Genomic DNA, 24,760 nt, shown 5'->3' with positions numbered 1-24,760 from the left:
CCGCCGTGAGGAGCACCGTCATGACGCCTACCGAGACCCCCGCGCCCGAAGAGGCCGCCACCGACGAGTCGACGCGCGAGACCACCAGCCTGGAGGAGGAGGGTGAGATCGCGGCGGACTACCTCGAGGAGCTGCTCGACATCGCCGACCTCGACGGCGACATCGACATCGACGTCGAGCACGACCGCGCGGCGGTCGAGATCGTCGCCGACGACCCTGCGGCGCTGCGTTCGCTCGTGGGCGACGGTGGGGACGTCCTCGACGCGCTCCAGGAGCTGACTCGCCTGGCCGTCCAGGCCCGCACCGGGGAGCGGAGTCGACTGATGCTCGACGTCGCGGGGTTCCGCGCCGACCGTCGGCGTGAGCTGACCGCACAGGCCGAGGAGGCCATCTCGCGTGTCCAGTCGGGTGGGGCGAAGGTCTCGTTGGAACCGCTCAACGCGTTCGAGCGCAAGGTGATCCACGACGCGGTGGCCGCCGCCGGCCTGCGCAGCGACTCCGAGGGGGTCGAGCCCCAGCGCTACGTGGTGATCTATCCCGCGGACTGACACAGTCTCCCGTTTGACGACCGTCGCCCCCCGTTTCACGTGAAACGGGGGGCGACCGTCGTTAGGGGGACAGCACGCTGACGGTGTCCATCCAGGAGGGCTGTCACGAACGGGGCGCGGGTCCGTCGGTGATGCTCGCTCGTGTGCGCGTCGGGCGGTGCTGACCAGGTGAGTCTCTTCGGTCGCCGCAATGTGCGCGTCGCGGATCCCCGGTGGTCGACGTCGGTGGAACTCAGCGTCTGGCCGACCTCACGGGGCGAGGAGGATCACGTGCTGATCGGACACGCCGCCAGGCGTTTCACGTGAAACGATGTGGCGTGCCCATTGACGAGGAGGCAGAAGAGCCGATGCACGACCAGGCTGACGGCAACGTAGAACCGGAGATCTCACGGGAGGCGTTGGCCGAGTACTTCGGTGCGGCGTTCCCGACCGTCGAACGGTTCGCGGACCGCCTGCGCGACGAGGGCGAGCTGCGCGGACTCATCGGGCCGCGCGAGGTCCCTCGCATCTGGGACCGGCACATCCTCAACTCCGCCGCGGTGGTCCCGTTCCTCCCGAAGACCGGCGTGATCGCGGACATCGGGTCGGGCGCGGGCCTTCCCGGGGTCGTGATCGCGGCGATGCGTCCAGACGCCACCGTCTACCTGGTCGAGCCGATGGAGCGGCGGTGCGCCTGGCTGTCGGAGATCGCATCGGACCTGAACCTCGCGAACATCGAGGTGAAGCGGGGGCGCGCCGAGGAGTACCACGGAGCGTTCGAGTGCGACGCCGTGACGTCGCGCGCCGTGGCCGCGCTGGACAAGCTGGTCCGGCTGTCGTTGCCGCTCGTCCGACCGGGTGGCGAGATGATCGTCCTGAAGGGCCGCAACGTTGCCCGAGAGATCGACCCTGCCCGCAAGGTGCTGCGCCGGCTCAAGGGGGGCGAGCCCGAGATCGTCGACGCGCCGACGATCCCGGGTGTGGAGACCACGACTGCCGTGCGGATCGTGCGGCAGACTGGGGCACGCTGAACCCGTCCCTGGGCGTCGCCACCGCTGTGTGGCGACACGGGGACGACCAGCGCCCGACCTCCACGGATGAGTGGATCGGACGGCGCATGCTGGGAAGCGACGACGGAGAGGATGAGACGCGTGACGGAAAGCCCTGTCGACCCTGGAGAGCTTCAGGATCGGTCGGCGACGTCGCTCTCCCACGACGGGGGAGGGGCTCGGAGCTCCGGGAGTGAGGACGATCGGAGAGCAGCGCTCATGGCGAGCCTGCCGATCACGGACGACTCGACTCCCCTCGCCGCTCAGCTCGCCGAGGATGCCCGGCGTCGCATCGACCTCCAGGGCCGGCGTTTCCCCCGCCCTGCATCGACGCGCATCATCACGGTCGCGAACCAGAAGGGCGGGGTGGGGAAGACCACCACGACCGTCAATCTTGCCGCGGGGCTCGCGCTGGCGGGACTCAACGTGCTCGTCATCGACAACGACCCCCAGGGAAATGCCTCGACGGCGCTCGGAGTCGAGCACCGCGCCGGGACACCGTCGGTCTACGAGGTCCTCGTCGACGGTGACCCGTTGGCCAGCGCCGTCCAGCAGTGCCCCGACATCCCGACGCTGTGGTGCGTTCCGGCGACGATCGATCTCTCCGGAGCCGAGATCGAGCTCGTCTCGCTGGTTTCACGTGAAACACGGCTTCGACGCGCACTCGATGAATACCTGGCGGGACGAGAGCGTGACGGCCAGGAACCTATCGACTACGTCCTGGTGGACTGCCCTCCGAGCCTCGGCTTGCTCACGGTGAATGCCTTCGTGGTCGGTCGGGAGGTGCTCATCCCAATCCAGTGCGAGTACTACGCGCTGGAAGGACTGAGCCAGCTCCTGAAGACGATCGAGCTCATCAAGTCGCACCTCAATCCCGGCCTCCACGTCTCGACGATCCTTCTCACGATGTACGACGGTCGCACCAACCTTGCGCAGCAGGTGGCTGCCGAGGTCCGGGAGCACTTCCCCGACCAGACGCTGAGGACGACCGTTCCGCGCTCGGTACGCATCTCTGAAGCGCCGAGTCACGGACAGACGGTGATGACCTACGATCCTGGATCGACGGGCGCGCTCGCGTACCTCGAGGCTGCGCGTGAGCTCACGCAACGCGGTGCGAACAGGCCAGAGGATCCCGATCTCGATGCGGTCCCTGAGCAGGAGCCGAAGCGGGAGCAGGGTCTCACCGCCGCGCCCGGTAGTGAGAGCCGGACGGTTCGAACGGAACACGAGTTTGCCGGCACCATCGGTGGTCCCGGCCTGCGGCAGGAGGAACTGCGATGAGCGAGAAGCGTCGGGGGCTCGGTCGAGGGCTTGGGGCACTCATCCCGACGAGCTCGGAGGGGAAGCGTCCCGTTGACGTGTTCTTCCCGAGCCCTGCGTCGGACGAGCCGCGGACCGATGACGTATCGGGCGACGGTGCAGCCGCGGCGGACGAGCCGGGCGCGGTGGAGAGCACCGAGGTCGTCGCTCCCGTCGTGACCCTGGTTGCCGAGTCTGGTTCAGGGCCGGCCGACGTCGACTCCTTGACGTCGCTCTCGGCCCGCGACCTCGCCGAGCTGGACGCGTTGAGCGTGGAGTCCGCACCGCTGGGCGGCTCGGAGGTCGGAGGTTCGCCTGCCGCGCCGCAGGAGGGCAACGACGGTACGGCGGCGCGCGATGAGGTGACTCCTGACGCTGTTTCACGTGAAACCGCGCCTGAGACGGGGAAGCGTGATGGGACGACCGGACTCGCCGCTGGTGACGCGACGTCGGACGTCCTCTCGGGCGACGTGACCACCGCTTCCGAGGAGTGGACGGGGAGCGCAGCGGACGACCTCGTTCCGGTCCCCGGTGCACGCTTCGCCGAGATTCCGACGGCGTCGATCCGTCCGAACCCCCGTCAGCCGCGCACGGTGTTCGACGAAGGCGACCTCGACGAGCTGGTGGGCTCGATCCGTGAGATCGGCGTCCTTCAGCCGATCGTCGTCAGGCCCGTCCCGGGCGAGGACGGTTCTTTCGAGCTGATCATGGGCGAGCGGCGGTGGCGCGCGACGCAGGCGGCCGGACTGGACGTGATCCCCGCGATCATCCGCGAGACGGATGATGCCGACCTGCTGCGCGACGCGCTCCTCGAGAACCTGCACCGCAGTGCCCTCAATCCCCTGGAAGAGGCAGCGGCGTACCGCCAGCTCCTCGACGACTTCGGGTGCACCCACGAGGAGCTCGCTGAGCGGATCTCCCGCAGCCGTCCTCAGATCTCGAACACGCTGCGACTTCTGCGTCTCCCGCCGCTCGTGCAGCGTCGCGTCGCGGCAGGTGTCCTCTCTGCTGGCCATGCCCGCGCGCTCCTGGGTCTGACCGACGGAGCTGAGATCGAACGCCTCGCCCAGCGCATCGTCGCCGAAGGGCTCTCGGTGCGTGCGACGGAGGAGATCGTCGCGATGGGTGGACTCGACGGGCAGCGTCGCGCTCCGCGCGCTCCGCGGGCGGGTCAGCGCTCCGCCGCGATCGACGAGCTCGCTCATCGGCTCTCGGACCGCTTCGAGACGCGGGTCAAGGTCGACCTCGGCAAGAACAAGGGGCGCCTGACGGTGGAGTTCGCGTCGGTCGAGGACCTCAACCGAATCCTGGACGTGATGGCACCGAACGACCCGGGCCTTCTGCGCAAGTAGTCGGGGGAGTGTCGCGGGGGCTGGGGCTGGGGCTCGGGCTCGGGCTCGGGCCGGGGCTAGGAGGGACCGGGACCGGTCCAGCCGCGCCGCGGCTCGCGGCGCCCAGTACCCACGCCGGGACTGTCACACGGTGCGTGAAGTGTGAGCGGAAGTCCCGGCCTTGCATCGCGGTCCTCGGTCGGGTGCGGAGCCCGCACGTCGGACGCGGGAGCCGCGAGCGGGTCGCCCAAGCCCGGCGCCGGATACCCAGGCCGGGACTGTCGCACGCCGCTTGACGTGCCAGCGGCTGTCCCGGCCTTGTATCGCCGCTCCCGGTCGGGTGCGGACTCCGCGCGCCGGGCGCGAGCGGGGCTAGCGGGTTCGCCCACGCCCGGCATCGGATACCCAGGCCGGGACTGTCGCACGGGGCTCGACGTGCCGGCGGCGGTCACGGCCTTGCATCGCCGCTCCCGGGCGCGCACGCCGGACTCGTGAGTGGCGACCGTCTCGCCCCGGACCCAGTCGCTCTTCCTCGCGCTCGCCGGTCGATATGACCGGCACCGTCCCGATCTCAGGACGGCCGTCGGCAGGTCCGGCGCACCGGGTCGCCAGGGTGACGGACGCCCACCGGGTGTGGGGGAGGGGAGCGTCGTGGGGCAGCGTCGCTGGTCGCGCGGCGCCGGACTCGCCGGCACCGGCGGGTCCGGTGGGAGTCCGCTCGACCTCGGATCTCGTGGATGTCGCGGTGCGCATCTTCTGCCGTTGAGATCGGGATGTCCGCGCCACTGGCAGTCCCCGATGGCTCCAGCGCCGTTTCACGTGGAACAACCGCGGGAGCACGCCGCGCCTCCCGTCGAGCGGCCCCGATCCGGCCCTCGTCATCGATCGGGGCCCGCGTCGCGTGGGTCAAGCGAGGGTCGTCTCACACTGTGCGTTCGCAGGTGTGGCTCTCGCCGAACGCGAGGTGGCGGCGCGGAGAGCGATGCTCGTTGGCGCCCTCTTCCGCGCGGAGAGCGCACGGACCAAGCCGTCGTCGGACTCGCTGTGACGCCACTGGCACGTGTCAGGGTGGAACGTCGCGGCTCGGCGTCGGCGATCGCGCGTTCTCGCGCACGAGCTCGACGCTGGCGCGTCGAGCTCGGCGGCGTAGGCCATGAGGAGACGCGCGAGCGGAAGCATGGCGGTGTCGTGGTTTCACGTGGAACAACGCGGTCGCGCTTCTCGGGGAGGCGTGGTGGTCCACGTGGTTCGAGAGTCCCCGCGGTGAGCGCACCGGGCCGTCCGTCAGTTCGTCGACGCCATGTTGCAAGCCACGACTGATCGGGAGTTGCGCCAGAGGGTGCCCGGTGGAAGGGCAAGACTTGATGGTGCGCTCTGGATGCCACGGGCCTTGCCCGTAGCAGCGGACGCCTTCGTGGTCGCCGCGGGCGTCATGTCGGAAGAGCGGTCGTCAGCGCGGTGCTGGAGTGGCTTCACGTGGTGACCCGGGCGTCTGCCGGGGCCCCACGGGATTCCGCTCTCGGGGTTTCACGTGGAGGGCGCGGCCATGTGCGGGAAGCGAGTGGCTTCACGTGGAACATGGCCGGCTGCGCGGTAGGGGAGGGCTTCATGCGGAAGGCGGATGCTGGAGCGGCCCTGAGCGGCCCCACGAGGGACGCGTTCCACGTGAAACAGGAGGAACCTCGACGCGTCTCCTCCCTGGTCGCGATCGCCGCCGAGGCGGTTGCTGCTTCACCGAGGTAGGTCGTCCTCGGCCACGTGGAGACTCGACGTGACCCGACGACGTCGGGTGGACCAGGGAAGACGTCCCCGACACGCTGACGAGGTGTCGGTCGAGAGAGATGGATGCAGCTCCTCTCCAGGTCACGATCACCGCCACGGCGGCCGGCGGTTCACCGAGATAGGCGCCCTCCCCAGGCGGCGCTACGACGCGACCCGGCCACATCGGGTGGACCGGAGAAGAACGCCTGTCGACCCATGCTGATGCCGACGATGATGTCGTCCGAAAGGGAGTCTTCCTCCTGGGTCACGATCGCTGGCAAGGCGGCCACCGCTCCACCGAGGCCGGCCACGGCCACGGCCACGGTTGCCACGGCCACGGCCGTATCTCGACACGACCCGACCACGTCGGGTGAGCCACGCCGAAAGATCTGTCGACCAGCATGCCGACGACGTCCGAGAGCCGCGACAGAGCTTCGACACGCACGAGCTGTCCCCACGAGCTCGCGGCCGGACTGAGCGCCAGCTCACATCGCGTGGAGCCCTGCAGCCTAGTCCTGCGCGGACTAGCCGCGAGCCACGACGACGCCACGTGCCCCCCCGAGAGCCTGAGCCGAGCCATGCACCGATCGCACCACTGTCTCGGCGGCGAGAGACGCACCTCGGCCCCACGAGGATCGCGACGGAAGGCCGCCAGCCGGAGGAGCGTGGGAGGACCGCGCGGCGAGAGCGTCGGCAACCAACGTTCCACGTGAAACATGGCGCGCCGCCGCGCGCCGCGGGCTTCCGACGATGCTCAGTGGCGCACGTGCGTCTGGACGAGCGAGCGGTAGAGGTGGCCCAGGTCGAGACCGGCGGCGCGCGCGGCTTGGGGGAGGAGCGACGTCTCGGTCATGCCCGGCGCGACGTTGACCTCGAGGAACTGCACGACGCCGTCCGGGTCGAGGATGACGTCCGTGCGGGACAGGTCGCGCAGTCCGAGCGCGACGTGCGCGCGGACCGCGACCTCGCGGACGATGCCCAGCACGTCGTCGTCCAGGCGCGCAGGGGCGAAGTACTCGGTGCGTCCGGGGTTGTACCGTGCATCGAAGTCGTACGTGCCGGTCGTGACGATCTCGACCGGCGGAAGCGCCTCGGGTCCCTGGCCGACGTCGACGACGCTGACCGCGAGCTCGACGCCGCGCACCGCACGTTCGATCAGGGCGACGTCCCCGTAGGCGAAGCAGTCGACCATGGCACGGGGCAGCTGGTCGGCACGCTCCACGAGGGTGACGCCGAGTGCTGAGCCGCCATGGGTCGGCTTGACCACGAGGGGAAGGCCGAGCCGCGCGACGACCGCGTCCAGGACGGGTTGGGCGCCGAGCTCGCGGAACAGGCTCTGGGGGAGGGTGACGTACTCGGGCGTGCACAGGCCCGCGCCGAGCACGATGCTCTTCGCGACGGGCTTGCTCCACGCCGCGCGGCTCTCCCGCGGTCCGGTCCCCACGTAGGGCACGCCGACGAGGTCGAGCACGTCGCGGATCGAGCCGTCCTCGCCGCTCGCGCCGTGCAGGAGCGGCCACACGACGTCGGGGCGGGTCGCGTCGAGGAACGGGAGGAGGTCCGCGTCGACGTCGTGGACGGTCACCTCGAGGCCGGCGGCGCGCAGGCTCTCGGCGACGCGGCGTCCGGAGCGCAACGAGACGTCGCGCTCGTGCGACAGTCCGCCCGCGAGGATGACGACGTGGCCGCCCGAGGGCACCTCGTCGTCGAGCCGGAGGAGGCGAAGGTGCTGGTCAGGGCGCTGCGCGTCGGTCGCGGCCGCGCCACCGGCCTCGTCCGTCGCCGTCGGGGTACCCGTGGTCGTGTCCACTGTTGACGGACTCCTGTTCGGTGCCGGCGTCTCCCGGTAGGGTCCGCTCGGCGTCGTGGTGAGAGGGCTTCAGGCCAGGTTGGGCGAGGGGTTCTCGACGTCCGTGACGTCGGGGTCGAGCTCGGCGTTCGTGCCGAAGATCTCGACGAGCTCCTGCTCGGCGTTGACGACCCCGGCGAGGCGTCGGACTCCCTCACGGATCCGCTCGGGGGTCGGGAAGCAGTAGGAGAGGCGCACGTGGCTCGAGCCCGTGCCGTCCGCGTAGAACGCCGTGCCGGGGACGTAGGCGACACGGGCCGTCACGGCGCGCGGCAGCATCGATCGGGCGTCGAGGCCCTCGGGGAGCTGCACCCACGTGTAGAAGCCACCGTCCGGGACGGTCCAGCGGGCCGAGGGGAGGTGTTCGGAGAGCGCACCGATCATCGCGTCGCGCCGCTCGCGGTAGAGCTCGCGGAACTGCTTGATCTGCCCCTTCCAGTCGCACGTGTCGAGGTAGGCGGCGATCGCGAGCTGCGAGGCGTTCGACGGGCAGAGGATCGCGGACTCGCTGGCGAGGACGAGCTTCTCGCGCACGGCGTGGGGCGCAACCACCCAGCCGACCCGGTACCCGGGGGCGAAGGTCTTGGAGAACGACCCGAGGTACAGGACGCCGTCCTCGTCGAGCGAGCGGAGCGCGGGGAGAGTCTGTCCGTCGAAGCCGAGGAGGCCGTAGGGGTTGTCCTCGATGACGAGGACGCCGTAGCGCTGCGCGATCTCCAGGATGCGCGGACGGCGCTCCGCGGTGAGGGTCACCCCGGCGGGGTTGTGGAAGTTCGGCACGGTGTAGAGCAGCTTGACGCGGCGACCGTCCGCGGCGAGGCGGGCGAGCGTCTCCTCCAGCGCCTCGGGGACGAGGCCGTGCTCGTCGAGGGGCACGTGCACGACGTCTGCCTGGTACGACCGGAACACTCCCAGGGCGCCGACGTAGCTCGGCGCCTCGGCGACGACGACGTCACCGGGGTCGACGAAGATCCGGGTCACGAGGTCCAGGGCCTGCTGCGAGCCCGTCGTCACGACGACGTCGTCGGGGTGGCACTCGATCCCTTCGAGCCGGACCACGTCGAGGATCTGCTCGCGCAGCGTCTCGTCGCCCTGCCCGGACCCGTACTGGAGCGCCGTCGCACCGCGCGTCGCGACGAGGCGCTGCATGGTGTCGGCGATCTGGTCGAGCGGGAGCCCTTCGAGGTAGGGCATGCCGCCGGCGAGCGACACGACCTCGGGGCGGTTCGCCACGGCGAACAGCGCCCGGATCTCCGACGCTCGCATCCCGTGCGCTCGCTCTGCGTACGCACCGAACCACGGGTCGAGGCGGGTGCCGCTGGGAGCGGGCTGCTGCGGGGGAGTCGTCGGTCCAGTCACGACCCCCAGTGTCGCACGGTGCGTCGGGGGATCCCGTGAAGACGCCGGAGGGCGGACCGCGGTGCTCGCGGTCCGCCCCCCGGGCAGTGGTCGGATGCGGCTCAGACCGCCGTGGCGAGCACGGCGTCGATCTCCTCGGTGAGCGCGCGCTTGGGGCGCGCCCCGATGATCGACTTCTGGAGCTCGCCGCCGACGTAGACGTTCAGCGTCGGGATCGACACGATCCCGTAGGCACCGGTCGTCTCGGGGTTCGCGTCCGTGTCGAGCTTGGCGATCTTGATCTTGCCGTCGTACTCCTCGGCGAGCTCTTCGAGGATCGGTGCGACCTGGCGGCACGGGCCGCACCAGGTCGCCCAGAAGTCGACCAGGACGGGGACCTCGGACTCGAGGACCTCGGCACGGAAGGTGTCGTCGGTGACCGGAACGGTCGGCATGGTGACCTCCTGCGGTAGGACTCGGTGGGTGACGGGGACGCTGGTTCAGGCCTGGAGCTCGGCGAGCGCCTCGGGCAGCTCGTCCGGGTTCGGCGTGCTCGGCGTGCCGGCGAGGTCCTCCAGGCCGGCGGCGTCGGCGAGCTCGGTGAGGTAGCGCTGCGCGTCGAGCGCGGCGGCGCACCCGGAGCCGGCGGCGGTGATGGCCTGGCGGTAGGTGTGGTCGACGGCGTCGCCGCACGCGAACACGCCCTCGAGGTTGGTCGCGGTGGTGCGCCCGACGACCTGGATGTAGCCCTCGTCGTCCAGGTCGATCTGGCCCTTGACGAGCTCGGTGCGGGGCTCGTGACCGATCGCGACGAACAGGCCGGTCGCGGGCAGCTCGCGCTCCTCACCGGTCACGGTGTCGCGCAGCGTGAGCGCCTCGACCTTGTTCTCGCCGCCGATCCCGGCGACCTCGCTGTTCCAGGCGAAGTCGATCTTCGGGTCGTTCAGGGCGCGGTCGGCCATGATCTTCGACGCGCGCAGCTCGTCGCGACGGTGGACCAGGGTCACCTTCTCCGCGAACCGGGTGAGGAACGTCGCCTCCTCCATCGCGGAGTCCCCGCCACCGACGACGGCGACGTGCTGGTCGCGGAAGAAGAACCCGTCGCACGTCGCGCACCAGGAGACGCCGCGGCCGGACAGGCGCTTCTCGTCGTCCAGGCCGAGCTCGCGGTAGGCGGACCCGGTCGCGAGGATGACGGCGCGGGCGCGGTACGTCTCGCCGTTGCCGGTCACGACGGTCTTGACCGGTCCTTCGAGGTCCAGCAGCGTGGCGTCGTCCCACTCGATGCGCGCGCCGAACCGCTCGGCCTGCTTGCGCATGTTCTCCATGAGGTCGGGACCCATGATCCCGTCGGGGAACCCGGGGAAGTTCTCGACGTCCGTCGTGTTCATCAGGGCGCCACCCGCGGTGACCGATCCCGCGAGCACGAGCGGGGCCAGCCCCGCGCGCGCCGCGTAGATCGCCGCGGTGTACCCCGCGGGACCGGACCCGACGACGATCAGGTTCTGGACGGCAGACTGCTCGGTCACGTGCTCTCCTCGATGCTCGGTGCGTGGCGGCCGACCACGCGAGAGTGTGAACGCCGCCGGGGCGGCTTCTGTTCCACGGTACGGGTGTTCGGCACGCTACGGGGACCGGTCGCACGGCGCGCGGGCCGTCCACGCACCGCAGGTCGGCGACGGCCGACCGGAGGCAGGTCCTCCGGGCCGGAGCGTCAGGAGATGAGGATCTCGTTGATCTCCGCGCGGAACTCTCCGGACGGGTTCTGCGGCAGCTCGGTGAACCACAGCACGATCGACTCCGCCTCGACCGGCTGGTCGAACGTGAACTCCGCGCCGGGAGCGAGCGGCCCCGAGGCGAGGACGGTGCCCTCGGTGGGGGCGTCCGGGCTCGTGGCACGGATCTCGACGTTGCCACCGGTGGCGGACGTGTCGAGCACGACCGTCGAGACCGGCGCCTTCTCCTCGAGCGTGACCGCGAACCCGATCCCGGTGCGCAGGCCGGCGAAGTCTGCGGCGTTGTACCGGCGCGAGAACCACGTGGTGTCGGGCTGCTGGTCGTAGGCGAGCGGGGCGAGCTCGGGGTGCTCACCGTCGTTGTTCCCGGAGGCGTCGCCCTCGGGGTCCAGGGCCTGACCCGACGCGATCACGGGGCGGACGTCCGTCACCGGGGGCGGCTGCTCTCCCTCCGCGGTACCAGTGCCGCCCTCGGACGGGGCCTGCGACCCCTCGCCCGTGGGCTCCTCCTCGCTCGTCTGGAGAGCGGGCCCGAAGCCGTCGAACGCCGTGCCGACCGCCCACACGACACCCCACACCACGAGGCCGAGGACGAGCACGAGGACGATCGGGGTCGCGTTGAAGCGGCGGGGACCGCGCCGTCGTGGTGCGGGCTCGCTCCAGGCCTGCGGCTCCTCCGTGACGGGGGGAACGGGCGGTGGGGCGGCCGCGTACTGGACGGGTGCGGTGCCGGCGTCGTACCCGACGGGCGGCGGGGGGACCGCGTACGCCGCGGTCGCCGAGTCCGGTGCCGGCGGGGGGACCGCGGCGGTCGCTCCCGTGGCGACCCCGGCGGCGTACGCGACGCCGGGACCGGCGGACCCGGGCACGTCACCCACGCGGTGGATGCGTCCGGTGGTCGGGCGCCGGACGGGGGGCGCGGGCGGCGGCGTGCCCGGGGGTGCGCTCGTCCCGCCGTCGAACGCCGTGCGGACGGACTGGCGGCTCACGCCCGCGCTCGCGGGCTGCACGAAGGACGGCAGGGCGGCGACGACCGAGACCTCGCCCCACGGCTCGACCGCGCTGACGACGTCGGCGGGGGAGCGGGGCACGTCGCCCGCGGGCGGTGCCGTCCACTCCTCCGCGGTGCCGTGGGTACCGGCGAAGGCGCGCGCGCAGAGCGCGTCGAGCTCGGCGGGGACGTCGGGGCGGACGGTGGAGAGCGCCAGGATCTCGTCTCCCGCGCGCTGCGCGGGCAGCGGGTGGATGGCGTCGGGGGCGATCCAGGGCACGTCCAGGGACGGTCCGGCCCACCGTGCGGTCATCGCGTAGTAGAGGAGGGCGACGAGCCCGACGGCGTCGGTGCGCGACGTCCGGTCGGCGTCGTGCTGGTCGTGGCCCGCCACGCCCGCGTCGAGACCGAGGCCCGTGAGGAGGACGCGGCTGCCGTCGACGCGGAGCGCGTCGGGCCGCAGCGCGAGGTGGTGGACGCCCCGCCTCCGGGCCACCTCGAGCGCGGCCGCTGCCTCCCCGACGATCGCGCGGGCCTGCTGCGGGTCGACGATGCCGCCCGCGACGACCTCGCTCAGCGTGATGCCCGTGTAGCGCTCGGTCACGACGTACGCGACGCCGTCCTCCGTCCCGACGTCGAGGACGCGCGTCAGGCGCGGGTCGACGACGAGCGCGGCGCGCCGGGCGGAGTCGAGGGCGTCGGCGACGTGCGCGCCGGAGACCAGCGAGATCCGTACGGGCCGGTCGAGGATCTGGTCGTGCGCCGACCATGCGGTGACGTCCGACAGGTCGGACGCGAGCTGCTCGTCGAGCCGGTAGCGCGCGACGAGCAGTGTTCCTGGGGCCACGCCGTTCACCGGACCTCCTCCGTGGGACTCGTGGTCGACACACCATGGTACGCGGGCCCTGATTGCCCGCGTATCACCCGATTGGTTCCGGGTGGTCGGACGGCGCTCACCGTCGCACGAGCCGTCGGACGCGGCCCACGACCGGACCGGCGAGCTGGTCGAGCTCGCGCACCCGCATGAGCTTGAGCCCGCCCGCGTAGACGGCCGTCATGACGGCCCCGGCGACGGACACCACGACGACGGCCTGCCACCACGAGAGCCCGTAGATGCCGTCCGGGCCGTCCCCGGTGAGGACGACGAACCCCCGCAGCACGCCCCAGCCCGCGACGGCGCTGGCGAGCGCGGCGAGCCCGGCCTTGACGTGGAGGCGCAGGATCCGGGCACCGTCGAGCCCGCGCAGCGTGCGTCGCAGCCCGACGGTGCGCAGCGCGACGGCCACGAGGTTGGACACGCTCATCGCGAGGCCGATCCCCACGACCCAGAGCTGGGGTGCCAGGACCTGCGTCGCGAGCCACGACACGCCGACGAGCACGAGCGTGCCCGGGACCTGGATCCAGAAGACGGTCCGGCCGTCCTCGAACGCGTAGTAGACCCACTTCATGAGCACCATGCCGCCGAGCGGCACGAGCCCGAGCGCCATGGCGCGCAGCACCTCGGAGACGGCCTCGCCGGACGCGGCGTCGACGGAGGGGACGAGGAGCTTGGTGATCGGCAGGGCGAGGACGACCAGGACGACCGTCGCGAACACGGTGAAGACCCCGACGGTGCGCACGCCGCGCGAGAGGTCGTGCCGGACGCGCGCGAGGTCGCCCGCGTGGGCCGCGGCGCTCATGCCGGTGAAGAGCGCCGTCGCGATCGACACGGTCACGAGCGAGTGGGGCAGCAGATAGATCATGAGGGCCTGCGTGTAGGCCGCGTTCCCCGCGACGGCGAGCGCGCCGGAGAAGGCGTCCGGCGCGCCGGTGACGAGTCCCGTGACGGCGCCGAGGGTCCCGGGGTCGTCGCGGTAGGGTCCGAACGCCTGCGCGAGCGCCGCGCGCGGCGCCTCGCTCGCGAAGCGCGTGGTGAACAGGACGCCGACCTGCTCGAGGAGGACGGCGGCGAACGTCCAGAGCGCGACCTGGCCCGCGGAGCGCAGCCCGATGCCGTGCAGCCCGAACCGCAGGTGCCAGCGGAAGCCCGCCCGCCACAGGGGGACGACGAGGATGAGCGCCTGCGCCGCGACGCCGAGCGTCGCGGTCCCCGCGAGCAGCGCGATCTTGGGCCCGTCCCACTGCGTGAGGTCGTCGACGTTGCCCACCGCGGCGGGGCCGTAGATCGCGATGAACGCCCCGAACCCGACGATCGACACCACGTTGTTGAGCACGGGCGCCCACATGAACGGTCCGAACTGGCCCCGCGCGTTGAGCACCTGCCCGAGCAGCGTGTACAGCCCGTAGAAGAAGAGCTGTGGCGTGCACCAGAAGGCGAACGCGACCGCGAGCGACGTCTGCGGCGCGGTCCACCCCGGCCCGGTGTAGAGCGCGACGAGGATGCTCGACCCGGCCGTGAGCAGCGCCGAGAGGGCGACCAGCACGACGCCCGAGAGCGTGAGCAGCTTGTCGAGCCGCTCCTGGGTGTTGTGCGCGCGGTACGCACGGACGATCTGCGGCACGAGGACCGCGTTGAGGACGCCGCCCGCGAGGATCGCGAAGAGGACGTTGGGGATCTTGTTCGCGACGTCGAACGCGTCCGCGACGAGGCCGGTGGTCCCGATCGCGGCGACCAGGAGGACGTTGCGCACGAGGCCGAGCCCGCGCGAGACGAAGGTGCCGGACGCCATGAGCGCGGACGAGCGGCCGAGGCCGCCCGTGCGAGGGGCGGGTGCCTGGGTGGCCCCGGCCTCCGCGGTCTCGTCCGGGGTGCCCGACGCCGCGGGGTCGCCCGGGAGCGCCCCGGACGGGACGACGTCGCGCGTCGTACCGGGCCGTGTGCCGTGCCCCGCGCCGGCGGGCCGGACGTGCCGGGGCTGGTCCGGGCTCACTCGACCCGCTCCTCGTCCCGTCGGGCGGGCCGCGCGGTCGACGCCGGGTCCTGCGCGGGCGGCGCCGGCTGGTCCACGGTGGCGCCCGCCAGACGGCGTGGCGAGCGGCCGCGCCGCACGGTGCGCCAGATCCCCGCGACCAGGGCGAGGGCCAGGAGCACCGCCACGACCACCGTGCCGACCGACTCCCAGTCGGCACGCACGCGCACGACGAACTCCTGCGGTTCCGCGACGCGGACCTGGGGCTGCGCCGCGCTGACGAGCTCGACCTCCACCGTGACGTTCCCGCTCCCGAACCCCTCGACGGGCACGCCCACGCTCGTCTCGGTCGCCACCAGGTCGCCGTCGGCGTCCCGCGTGGCCGCCGGGATCGTCACGGTCCTGCGCTCCGGCGCGCGCAGCCGCGGGTCGTCCGGCCGCAGCACGACCTCGACCGTCGCGTCCTGCTCCAGCGTGCTGCTCACCCGGACCGGGAGGTCCTCCTGCTCGGCGACGAAGAGGAACGGGGTGCGTGTCTCCACGGAGAGCGTGCCCCGGACGGCGGCGGACTGCTGCTCGGCGTGCTGGACGGCGAGCACGCGCGACGGCTGCGCGGCGCGGAACGCGACGGCGGTCGGCGTCACGAAGCCGGGCTCGAGCGGGCGCGTGATGGTCACGGGGTCGGCGGCGACGGTCGCGAACGCGGCGAGGTCGGTGCGCGACCGGTCGAGAGCGCGGAGCTGGGCGCCCGTGATCTCGCCCTCGGCCGCGCCCGAGTCCGGGAGCGGCGTGCGCTCGACGGCGGGCGGCGCGGTCGCGAGCAGGTCGTCCACGGGGGCGAGGTCGACCCAGGGGGCCGACTCGAGGGCGTCGAGGCGCGCCGTGAAGAGCGTCGGCTCGGCGTCCCAGCTCCGGGGCAGCGCGACGAGGACGTGGCGCTGCTCGGCCGGGCGCTCGCGGGCGATCACCGCGGTCTCGGCGAGGATCCGCTGCGTCGCCGTGACCCCCGAGCCGTCGCCGGCGGACAGGAGGGCGGTGAGCACCGCGTCGGCGACGAGCGCCTTCACGGGTCCGGCGGCGGTCGGGACCTCGGCGACCCCGGAGGGGGTGTACGTCAGCGACTCGTCCGGGACGAGCCCGCCGGGGCCGACGACCGTCGCGGTCGCGCCCGACGCCGCGGCGAGCGTCGTCGTGGTCAGGTCGGGGACGGCGTCTCCCGGCCAGGCGAGGTCGGTCCGCCACCCGGCCGTCGGGTCGGCCGCGGGGGCGCCGGAGCCGACGGCCGCCTCGCGCGTGGCGTCCGCGTCGTCCTCCGTCGCGTCGTTCCCCGCGTCGTCGGTCGCCGCCTCGTCGGTCGTCGGGTCGGGCGCGGCGGGGAGCGGGGTCCCCTCCGGCAGCGCGAGACCCGCGTGGGCGAACGCCGCGACGTCCGGGTCGTAGGCGCGCAGCGCGAACGTGGACCGGCCCGCGGCAGCGGCGTCCACGGCGTCGGCCCAGGCGTTCACCGCCGGGTCGGCCGCGCCCGTCGCCGCCGCGAGCAGGGCCGGGTCGGCGACCCACGCGACCTCCGGCGCGCTGCCGGTCGCCGCGAGCAGCCGCCCGAGGCGACCGTCCGTCCCCACCGCGGTGGAGAGCGCGTCGTCGTACGCCTGGGGGTCGGGGTCCACCGGCGGACCGGTCATGGCCGCGACCACGCTCAGGCGAAGCGGCGTCACCTCGCTCGACGGCTCCCACAGGACGAAGGTGCGTTGCACGGCCAGGCGCGCGCCGCCGTCGGACACCGTGAGGGAGATGCCGCGCGGGCCCCATTCGCTGCCGGCGTTCAGGTTGAGCTCCGCGACCGGGACCGTGAGCGTCACGTCCGCGCTCCCGCCCGGTGCGAGCGGTGCTCCGAGGTCCTGGGTCGTGACGCCGGCGCCGACACGGCCGTCGGGCCCGGTCGTGGTCCAGCTCTCGAGCGCCGACCGGGTGCTCAGCACGCGTCGCTCGATGCCGAGCGCCACCGCGGGCGACCCGAGCGTCTGGGCGGTCCCGTTGGTCACGCGCGCGGTGAGGGTGAGGGTGGCGCCCGGACCGAGGACGGTCGGCTGCAGCGACGCCACCTCGAGCGTCACCGCGTCCTCCGTCTCCGTGGCGGTGCCGGCCGTCGTCCCGGCCGTCGCGCCCGTGGTCGCGCCCGTCGCTGCGAGGGATCCGCCGAGGACGACGCCGACGGTCAGGACCAGCAGGACGACCAGGGCGACGAGGAGCCGAGCGGACCTGCCGAGGAGCGGAACCGACGCGGCGCCGCCGGGGCGCGCGCCGCTGCTGGGGGAGGGCGTCATGAGTGGTCGGTCGAGCTCCGTGGGGCGGGCGGTGCCTGGCCGCCGCGGCCGTCGTGCGGACGGCCGGGCGAGCGGACGATCGTCCTGGTCACCCTACTCTCGACCACCCCGTGGAACCGCGCCGGTCTGCCCTCGAGGACGCTCTGCGCGACGGCGGCGATCCGGCGCTCGTTGGGGTAGGCGAGCCGGTCGGGCAGGTCCGCCACGGGGATCCACGCGACGTCCTCGGCCTCCCCGTCCGGGTCGCCCTCGACCGTGAGGTAGCCGCCCGTCGCGCGCAGGAGGAAGTGGTGGACGACCTTGTGCACGCGGCGGTCGTCGCCGGTGAACCAGTAGTCGATGACGCCGAGCGGCTCCTGGACCGCTCCGTGGATGCCCGTCTCCTCCGCGATCTCGCGGACCGCGGCCTGCTCCGGCGTCTCGTCGCCCTCGAGGTGGCCCTTGGGCAGGCACCACTCGAGGCGACCGCCCCGGTTGCGCCGCGCGATGATCGCCGCGCACACGTCGCCGCCCACGATCGTGACGACGAGCCCGCCGGCCGAGACCTCGTCGACCACGGGCAGCGGCGGGGGCGCGGGGGCCGGGCGCGAGCGCGGGTCGATGCGCAGCGCGTGCCCGCCGGGCGGGGCGGGGACCGGGAGGGGCTGCCCGCGACCGTTGCCACGCCCGCCCGCCGGATCCCTCCGGGGCTCGTCGGCGTGCGCAGGGGTGGACATGTCCCAACTTTACCGAGTGGACGTCGGGTCCCCGGGACCGGCTCCCCGGTGCGGGCGTCGCATCTGGCAGGCTTGGGTGTCGTGCCCCAGCCTTCGTCGTCCCCGCCGTCACCCCCGCCGGCATCTCAGCCGACGCCGCAGTCGCTCGACCTGCAGCGCCGAGCCCTCGCCGTGCTCACCGAGATGGCACCCGCGGCGATCGAGCTCGGCGAGGCGTTCCGCGCCGCCGGTCACGAGCTCGCGCTCGTCGGCGGGCCCGTCCGCGACGCGTTCCTCGGGCGGGCGAGCAACGACCTCGACTTCGCCACGTCCGCGTCCCCCGACGAGACCGAGGCGCTCCTCGCGCGCTGGGGCGACGCCCACTGGGACATCGGCAAGGAGTTCGGCACGATCGGCGCGAAGCGGTTCGGCCGGGGGGGAGCCGCCGACGACCTCGTCGTCGAGGTGACGACGTACCGCACGGACGAGTACGACCCGACGTCGCGCAAGCCCGTCGTCGCGTTCGGCGACACGCTCGAGGGCGACCTGTCGCGCCGCGACTTCACCGTCAACGCGATGGCGGTCCGGGTGCCGGAGATGACGTTCGTCGACCCGTTCGACGGCCTCGACGACCTCGCGCGGCGCGTGCTGCGCACGCCGATCGCCCCCGAGCGGTCGTTCGACGACGACCCGCTGCGGATGATGCGCGCCGCGCGCTTCGCGGCCCAGCTCGGGTTCGACGTCGACGGCGGGACGCTCGCCGCGCTCGTCCTCATGACCGAGCGCATCGAGATCGTGTCCGCCGAGCGGGTGCGGGACGAGCTCTCGAAGCTGCTGTGCGCGACGTCGCCGCGCCGCGGGCTCGAGGTGCTCGTGGACACCGGCCTCGCCGACCACGTGCTGCCCGAGCTGCCCGCGCTCAAGCTCGAGATCGACGAGCACCATCGGCACAAGGACGTCTACGAGCACTCGCTCACGGTGCTCGACCAGGCGATCGCCCAGGAGACCGGGCCCGACGGCGCGGTCCCGGCTCCCGACGTCGTGCTCCGCCTCGCGGCGCTGCTGCACGACGTCGGGAAGCCGCCGACGCGGCGCTTCGAGCCGGGCGGCGGCGTGAGCTTCCACCACCACGAGGTCGTCGGGGCCAAGATGGTCGCCAAGCGCCTCAAGGCGCTGCGGTACGACAAGCAGGTCGTCAAGGACGTCGCCCGGCTCGTCGAGCTGCACCTGCGCTTCCACGGCTACGGCGACGGCGCCTGGACCGACTCCGCGGTGCGCCGGTACGTGACCGACGCCGGACCGTTGCTCGAGCGGCTGCACCGCCTCACGCGCGCCGACTGCACGACCCGCAACCGGCGCAAGGCCCAGCGGCTGCGCGAGTCGTACGACGACCTCGAGCGCCGCATCGCCGCCCTCCAGGAGAAGGAGGAGCTCGACGCCGTCCGCCCGGACCTCGACGGTCAGCAGATCATGGCGATCCTCGGGATCCGGCCGGGACCGGTGGTGGGGAAGGCGTACAAGCACCTGCTCGAGCTGCGCCTCGACCGCGGCCCGGTCGACGAGGAGACGGCGCGAGCGGACCTCCTGGCCTGGTGGGGCGACCAGCCGGAGTCGTCCACCTCCTGAGCGGCGACGCGTCCTGGTCGGTCCGGGCGAGACCTCGGGGGCGGTCGTGCCGGGTCTACCATCCGCGCCGCTCGTTCCTCGCGCCGCTCCTGCCAGACCCGCCACGACCCGGCACGACCGCCCCTCCGGCCTCGCCCTCGGCGGTCGCGTCGCCTCCGGGCGGGCGCGCGACGCGGCGAGGACTCAGACGTCGTCGGTGGCCAGAGCCGCCTCGACCTTGACGTCCTCGACCGATGCGTCCTGCGTCCGGTCCTCCGCGGGGCCGTGGCCCTGGCCGTGGTCCTGCGGCGCGGGGCGGCGCAGGAGGAACGAGAGGCCCACGGCCACGAGCATGACGGCAGTGCCCCAGACGAACGCGTCCCCGACGCCCTCGGCCAGCGCCGCCTGCGGCGACGCGCCCGCCTCGCCGTAGGCGATGGAGCGGGTCGTCATGACGGCGACGAACATGGCCGTGCCGGCGGCGCCCGCGAGCTGCTGCACGGTGCCGATCGACGCGGACCCGTGCGAGTACTGGTGCGGCTCGAGCGCCGACAGCGCGGACGTGAACAGCGGCGTGAACATGAACGCGAGGCCCAGGCTCAGCGTGACGTGCAGCGCGAGGACGAACCACGGCGACGAGTCCGCGTGGATCGTCGTGAACGCCGCGAGGGCGACGGCGACGACGCTCACGCCGGGGATGACGAGCGGGCGCGGGCCCACCCGGTCGTAGAGCCGGCCGACGGTCGGGCCGAGCAGACCCATGAGGAGCCCGCCCGGGAGCACGATGAGGCCGGTCGCGAGCGGCTCGAGGCCCATCGCGTCCTGCAGGAACAGCGGCAGGAGGATGAGGGAGCCGAACATGGCGACCATGCCGACCGCCATGATGCCCAGCGGCACGCTGAACCCGCGGTGCGTGAACACGCGGAGGTCGAGGAGCGCGCGGTCCTCGCGCTGCAGCACGAGCTGGCGCCACACGAACGCGCCGAGCGCGAGGGCGCCGAACGCGATGGGCACCGCCGGCGGGACGACGGGGGTGTGGCGCGCGGCCTCGCCGATGCTCGACAGCCCGTAGACCAGGCCGCCGAACGCGAACGCCGCGAGGACCAGCGAGAACGGGTCGAGGCGCGAGTGCGTACGGTCGGCGACGTCCCGGATGTACAGGAAGCCGAGGACGAGCGCGACGAGCGCGATCGGGAGGACGATCCCGAACACCCAGCGCCAGCTCAGCGAGTTGAGGATGAGGCCCGAGAGCGACGGGCCGAGCGCGGGCGCGGCGGCCATGACGATGGAGATGTTCCCCATGACCTTGCCGCGGATCGTCGGCGGCACCAGCGTCATGATCGTCGTCATGAGCAGCGGCATCATGATCGCCGTGCCCGAGGCCTGCACGATGCGGCCGACCAGCAGCCACGCGAACCCGGGGGAGACGGCGGCGAGCAGCGTGCCCGCGCTGAACAGCGACATCGCGAGCAGGTACGCGCCGCGCGTCCCGAGGCGCTGGAGCAGGAACCCGGTCGCCGGGATGACGACCGCCATCGTCAGCATGAACGCGGTCGTGAGCCACTGGCCCGTGCTGGCCGTGATGCCGAGGTCCTCCATGAGCGGCGCCAGCGCGACGCTCATGGTCGTCTCGTTGAGGATCACGACGAACGCGGAGCCGAGCAGCAGCGCGATGACGAGGAAGTCCGCCCGGGGTAGCCGGTCGACGGGTGCCGAGGTGTCGTGGGTGGGGGAGGCTGTCACGGGGGTGTCTCCGCTCGCGTCGGTGGCGGCCCGGGCTCAGGTTCGGACCCGGTCGGGGCAGTGCGGGCTGCGCAGGGCAGCACGGGGATCGCGTGCGGTGCACGCGACGTCGGTGTCGGTTCTCGGTCGGCAGGACCACGGGGGAGCGTGGGTGACCCGGGACGATCGACGCGGTCGGCCACGACGATCCGTACCCTGTACGACCATTCACCATCCTGCGTTATTCCCGCCGACGGTGACGACTTCTTTTCCGCCCCGGACTCATCGGTACGCCGACGGCAGGACCGGACCCGGAGATCGGCCGGGAGCGGTGCGTCCCGCTCAGGCGGGCGTCGCCCGCGAGGCGGCCTCGGCGTCGGGCACGACGGCGTCCCCCGCCCCGGCCGGGGTCCGCGCACCGCGCGTCCACATCACCAGCGCGGCGAGCGCGTACGCGACCGCGAGGGCGACGAACACGCCGCGCGACCAGCCCGTGTCCGGGAGGGTGAACGCCGCCAGCGCGGCCGCCCCGACGAACGCCGCGTTGTACAGGACGTCGTAGAACGCGAACGCCCGGCCGCGGTACTCGTCGTCGGTGTCGCGCTGGACGATCGTGTCCACCGCGATCTTGGTGCCCTGCGCGGCCAGCCCCAGCAGGGCGGCACCCGTGTACACGACCGCGCGCGACGGCGTCGTCACGAGCAGGAGCTGGCTCGCCGCGGCGAGCAGCAGCATGATCGCTATCCACACCTGCGGGCCCGTGTACCGGGAGAGCGTGGGGGTCAGCACCATCGCCCCCGCACCGCCCAGACCCGTCAGCCCGACGACGATCGCGAAGGTCGCCATGCCCGCCGTCTGGCTCCCCGCGTCGAGGAGGTTCCGGGCGATGAGGATCGACGCGATGAAGACCACGCCGTAGAGGAAGCGGTGGGTCGCCATCGCGAGCAGCGCCTGGCCCGGCGTGCGACGCGCGACGAGGTACCGGGCGCCGTCGGCCAGGCCGCGCGCGACCTTGACGATCTCCGACCGGATCGCCGACTCGGCGGGCCGCTCCGGGCCGAGCTCCGTGCGGCCGAGGCGCAGCGCGAGCAGCGACGCGGCACCGAAGACGAGCGCCGCGCACACGAGCGCGGACGAGTCCTTGACCCGGCCCGGCTCGAACGCGAGACCCAGGACGAAGCCGATCCCGCCCCCGACGAACGCCGCGCCGGCGCCGAGCGTCGGGGTCAGGGAGTTCGCCGTGAGCAGCAGGGGGCCGTCGACGACGCGGGGCAGGCCCGCGGACAGGCCCGCGAGGAGGAAGCGGTTCACCGACAACGCCGCGAGGCCGAGCGCGTAGATCCACCCGCTCACGCCGCCCGAGAGCATGAGCGCCGCCATCCCCAGCGTGATGACCACGCGCACCGCGTTGCCCCACGCGAGGACCTGGCGGCGCTGCCAACGGTCGAGGAACACCCCCGCGAACGGGCCCACGATCGTGAACGGCGCGAGCATCACCGCGAACGCGCCCGCGATCGCCGCCGCCGTGCCCTGCGACTCGGGCGAGAAGAACAGCAGCGACGCCAGGCCGACCTGGAACATGCCGTCCCCGGCCTGCGAGACGAGGCGGACGGCGAACAGCCTGCGGAACCCGCGCAGCCGCAGCAGCGCTCGCAGCTCGGCGACGACACTCACCCCTCAACCCTAGGCGGTCGAGGGAGCCCGGCCGACGACGCGCCGTTCTCGCATCCTGGGAACGGCTGGGCAAGAATCGTTAGGAAGGTTACCTTTGCGTTTTCGTCACGACCCGCCACAGTGGCCGGGCCCGGAGAAGCAGCGAGGCATTCTCGATGACACGAACCCCCAGGACGGCAGCCGCAGGGCTCGCCTTCGCAGCGACGGCGGCACTCGTCGTCGGCACGGTCGGGACGGCGCACGCCGCACCCGCGACCGCCGGCGGAGACGGCGCCAACGGCTACAAGACGGTCGGCTACTACCCCGCGTGGGACGCCGGCAACGAGGACGGCTACCAGGTGGCCGACCTCCAGACCACCGGGGCGGCGTCCGACCTGACGCACCTCAACTACGCGTTCGGCAACGTCACGACCGACCTGGTCTGCGACATCACCGACCGGGAGGACCCCCTCGACGGCGGCCTCGAGGGCGACCCCCTCAACGACTACGTCCAGCTCAAGCCCGCCGAGCACGCCGTCGACGGCGTCGCGGACTCCGCCGACCAGGCGCTCGCCGGCAACTTCAACCAGCTGAAGAAGCTCAAGGAGGCCAACCCGGGCCTGAAGGTCCTCATCTCGCTCGGCGGCTGGACCTGGTCGGACAACTTCTCCGACGCCGTCTCCACGCCGGAGAACCGCGAGCGCCTCGTCGAGTCCTGCCTCGACGTGTACTTCCGCGGCAACCTGCCCGTCGTCCAGGACGCGGAGAACGGCACCAAGGGTGGCGACGGCGTCGCCGCCGGCATCTTCGACGGCGTCGACTTCGACTGGGAGTGGCCCGGCGCGACCGGCGAGCACCCCACGCCCCGACCCGAGGAGGACGCCGAGAACTTCGTCCAGTTCGCGCAGCTCCTGCGCGCCGAGCTCGACGAGCTCGGCGCCGAGACCGGCGAGGACTACCTCATCACCGGCTTCGCACCGGCCGGCTGGGCACCGCGCACCTACGGCGGCTGGCTCGACCCGCGCTTCATCGACGCGCTCGACTTCATCAACGTCCAGGGCTACGACTACCACGGCGACTGGAACACCACCCGCACCGGGCACCAGGGCAACCTGCACGTCTACGACGACCCGACGACGGGCGAGCCCGCCAACTGGGGCCTCGCCGCGGACGGCGTCCTCGGCGCCTACCACTCGGCCGGGTGGCCCAAGGAGAACCTCGTCCTCGGCATGGCCGCGTACGGCTACGGCTGGAAGAACGTCACCGACCCGACGCCCGGTGCCGCGGCGGACGGCGCGCTCCCGTTCACGTACTACTCCGAGATCAAGGCGAAGGGCCTCCCGGAGTACTACGACGAGGTCGCCGGGCAGGGCTACTTCTACGGCGACGGCGAGTGGTGGACCGCGGACACCCCGCGCTCCGTGACCGCCAAGGCCGAGTACCTCGCCACCAACGGCTACGGCGGCGGCTACTTCTGGGACCTCGCCGGTGACGACGACAACGAGCTCCTCGGGACCCTCCGCGGCACGTTCGAGACCGCCACCCCCGGTCCGCTCGTCCCCGCCGACGCGGCGGCCCCCTGGTACGCGACCGGCGTGTACGGCACCGGCGACGTCGTCTACCACGACGGCGTCGAGTACCGCGCCGCCTGGTGGACCCGGAACCAGGAGCCCGGCCAGCCGGACGGCCCCTGGCGCGCCATCGGCGGCGCCGGCACCGCCCCCGCCGGAGACGCACCCGCGTGCGGCGACGCCTGGGACGCCGGCCGCACCTACACGACGGGCGACGTCGTCACCCGCGCGGGTGTGAACTACACCGCGCAGTGGTGGACCACCGGGTCCCAGCCCGGCACCGACGCGTACGGCGCCTGGGACGCGGGCAGCCCCTGCGTCTGACGCACCGACGAGCACACGAGCGAGGCCCCTGCCGATCATCGGCAGGGGCCTCGCCCGTCGTCACCCAGCGCCGAACGCGCCGGGCTTCACACCTCCGTCGCGCCCCGGATCAGCGCTCCAGGTCAGCGCTCGACCT

16 protein-coding genes are annotated in these 24,760 nt (G+C 72.8%); 6 read left to right on the top strand and 10 right to left on the bottom strand.

The genetic code is table 11. From position 1 onward, the window contains the following. The first annotated feature begins 20 nt into the window (after positions 1-20). The 4 genes from ACZ402_RS13855 (at position 21) to ACZ402_RS13840 (ending at position 4,227) form a co-directional block, all read left to right on the top strand. Positions 21-548 (top strand): Jag family protein, encoded by a 528-nt coding sequence (locus tag ACZ402_RS13855; protein ID WP_375823241.1) that lies wholly within the window; start codon positions 21-23, stop codon positions 546-548. A gap of 212 nt (positions 549-760) precedes the next feature. Then, on the top strand, positions 761-1,558 hold the full coding sequence (rsmG, locus tag ACZ402_RS13850; RefSeq protein ID WP_375823242.1) for a 16S rRNA (guanine(527)-N(7))-methyltransferase RsmG: 798 nt from the start codon (positions 761-763) through the stop codon (positions 1,556-1,558). Between the two features lie 237 nt (positions 1,559-1,795). Continuing rightward, on the top strand, positions 1,796-2,857 hold the full coding sequence (locus ACZ402_RS13845) for a ParA family protein (protein WP_375823243.1): 1,062 nt from the start codon (positions 1,796-1,798) through the stop codon (positions 2,855-2,857). Then, positions 2,854-4,227 carry a ParB/RepB/Spo0J family partition protein gene (locus tag ACZ402_RS13840; RefSeq protein ID WP_375823244.1) on the top strand — a complete coding sequence of 458 codons (1,374 nt, stop codon included), beginning with the start codon at positions 2,854-2,856 and terminating at the stop codon, positions 4,225-4,227. The genes ACZ402_RS13845 and ACZ402_RS13840 overlap by 4 nt, the downstream gene beginning before the upstream one ends. Before the next feature lie 2,494 nt (positions 4,228-6,721). Here ACZ402_RS13840 and ACZ402_RS13835 read toward each other — a convergent pair. From ACZ402_RS13835 to ACZ402_RS13800, 8 genes are all read right to left on the bottom strand, one after another. Further along, positions 6,722-7,666 carry a D-alanine--D-alanine ligase family protein gene (locus tag ACZ402_RS13835; RefSeq protein WP_375823489.1) on the bottom strand — a complete coding sequence of 315 codons (945 nt, stop codon included), beginning with the start codon at positions 7,664-7,666 and terminating at the stop codon, positions 6,722-6,724. A gap of 180 nt (positions 7,667-7,846) precedes the next feature. Further along, complete coding sequence (locus ACZ402_RS13830; RefSeq protein WP_375823245.1) at positions 7,847-9,175, bottom strand: aminotransferase-like domain-containing protein; 1,329 nt, start codon at positions 9,173-9,175, stop codon at positions 7,847-7,849. Positions 9,176-9,276: 101 nt separating this feature from the next. After that, positions 9,277-9,609 (bottom strand): thioredoxin, encoded by a 333-nt coding sequence (gene trxA, locus ACZ402_RS13825; RefSeq protein WP_087470418.1) that lies wholly within the window; start codon positions 9,607-9,609, stop codon positions 9,277-9,279. A 45-nt stretch (positions 9,610-9,654) separates the two neighbouring features. Continuing rightward, the gene (gene trxB / locus ACZ402_RS13820) at positions 9,655-10,683 is read right to left on the bottom strand and encodes a thioredoxin-disulfide reductase (RefSeq protein WP_375823246.1); all 1,029 of its coding nucleotides are present in this window, start codon (positions 10,681-10,683) and stop codon (positions 9,655-9,657) included. 185 nt (positions 10,684-10,868) lie between these two features. Further along, the gene (locus ACZ402_RS13815; protein WP_375823247.1) at positions 10,869-12,737 is read right to left on the bottom strand and encodes a protein kinase family protein; all 1,869 of its coding nucleotides are present in this window, start codon (positions 12,735-12,737) and stop codon (positions 10,869-10,871) included. Between the two features lie 97 nt (positions 12,738-12,834). Beyond that, positions 12,835-14,751, bottom strand: a complete 1,917-nt coding sequence (gene murJ, locus ACZ402_RS13810) for a murein biosynthesis integral membrane protein MurJ (protein WP_375823248.1) — start codon at positions 14,749-14,751, stop codon at positions 12,835-12,837. After that, positions 14,748-17,054: a DUF6049 family protein gene (locus ACZ402_RS13805; RefSeq protein WP_375823249.1), complete on the bottom strand. Its 2,307-nt coding sequence runs from the start codon at positions 17,052-17,054 to the stop codon at positions 14,748-14,750. Before ACZ402_RS13805 ends, murJ begins: the two co-directional genes overlap by 4 nt. After that, positions 17,051-17,770: an NUDIX hydrolase gene (locus ACZ402_RS13800; protein ID WP_375823250.1), complete on the bottom strand. Its 720-nt coding sequence runs from the start codon at positions 17,768-17,770 to the stop codon at positions 17,051-17,053. Before ACZ402_RS13800 ends, ACZ402_RS13805 begins: the two co-directional genes overlap by 4 nt. 81 nt (positions 17,771-17,851) lie before the next feature. Between ACZ402_RS13800 and ACZ402_RS13795 the strand changes: the two genes are divergently transcribed. Then, the gene (locus ACZ402_RS13795) at positions 17,852-19,375 is read left to right on the top strand and encodes a CCA tRNA nucleotidyltransferase (RefSeq protein WP_375823251.1); all 1,524 of its coding nucleotides are present in this window, start codon (positions 17,852-17,854) and stop codon (positions 19,373-19,375) included. A gap of 183 nt (positions 19,376-19,558) precedes the next feature. Here ACZ402_RS13795 and ACZ402_RS13790 read toward each other — a convergent pair whose 3' ends face one another. Continuing rightward, positions 19,559-21,097 carry an MDR family MFS transporter gene (locus ACZ402_RS13790; RefSeq protein ID WP_375823252.1) on the bottom strand — a complete coding sequence of 513 codons (1,539 nt, stop codon included), beginning with the start codon at positions 21,095-21,097 and terminating at the stop codon, positions 19,559-19,561. A gap of 321 nt (positions 21,098-21,418) precedes the next feature. Beyond that, on the bottom strand, positions 21,419-22,750 hold the full coding sequence (locus ACZ402_RS13785; RefSeq protein ID WP_375823253.1) for an MFS transporter: 1,332 nt from the start codon (positions 22,748-22,750) through the stop codon (positions 21,419-21,421). 155 nt (positions 22,751-22,905) lie between these two features. Between ACZ402_RS13785 and ACZ402_RS13780 the strand changes: the two genes are divergently transcribed. After that, complete coding sequence (locus tag ACZ402_RS13780) at positions 22,906-24,624, top strand: glycosyl hydrolase family 18 protein (protein WP_375823254.1); 1,719 nt, start codon at positions 22,906-22,908, stop codon at positions 24,622-24,624. Positions 24,625-24,760: the final 136 nt, after the last annotated feature.

The sequence above is a fragment of the Cellulosimicrobium sp. NPDC030954 genome (assembly GCF_055571305.1).
This window is presented reverse-complemented; position numbering and strand designations above follow the sequence as displayed.

Coding starts and splice junctions, on each gene's coding strand:
- ACZ402_RS13845 (WP_375823243.1), top strand. CDS start 1,796: ATGGCGAGCCTGCCGATCACGGACGACTCGACTCCCCTCGCCGCTCAG.
- ACZ402_RS13840 (WP_375823244.1), top strand. CDS start 2,854: ATGAGCGAGAAGCGTCGGGGGCTCGGTCGAGGGCTTGGGGCACTCATC.
- ACZ402_RS13800 (WP_375823250.1), bottom strand. CDS start 17,770: ATGTCCACCCCTGCGCACGCCGACGAGCCCCGGAGGGATCCGGCGGGC.
- trxA (WP_087470418.1), bottom strand. CDS start 9,609: ATGCCGACCGTTCCGGTCACCGACGACACCTTCCGTGCCGAGGTCCTC.
- ACZ402_RS13805 (WP_375823249.1), bottom strand. CDS start 17,054: ATGACGCCCTCCCCCAGCAGCGGCGCGCGCCCCGGCGGCGCCGCGTCG.
- ACZ402_RS13780 (WP_375823254.1), top strand. CDS start 22,906: ATGACACGAACCCCCAGGACGGCAGCCGCAGGGCTCGCCTTCGCAGCG.
- ACZ402_RS13855 (WP_375823241.1), top strand. CDS start 21: ATGACGCCTACCGAGACCCCCGCGCCCGAAGAGGCCGCCACCGACGAG.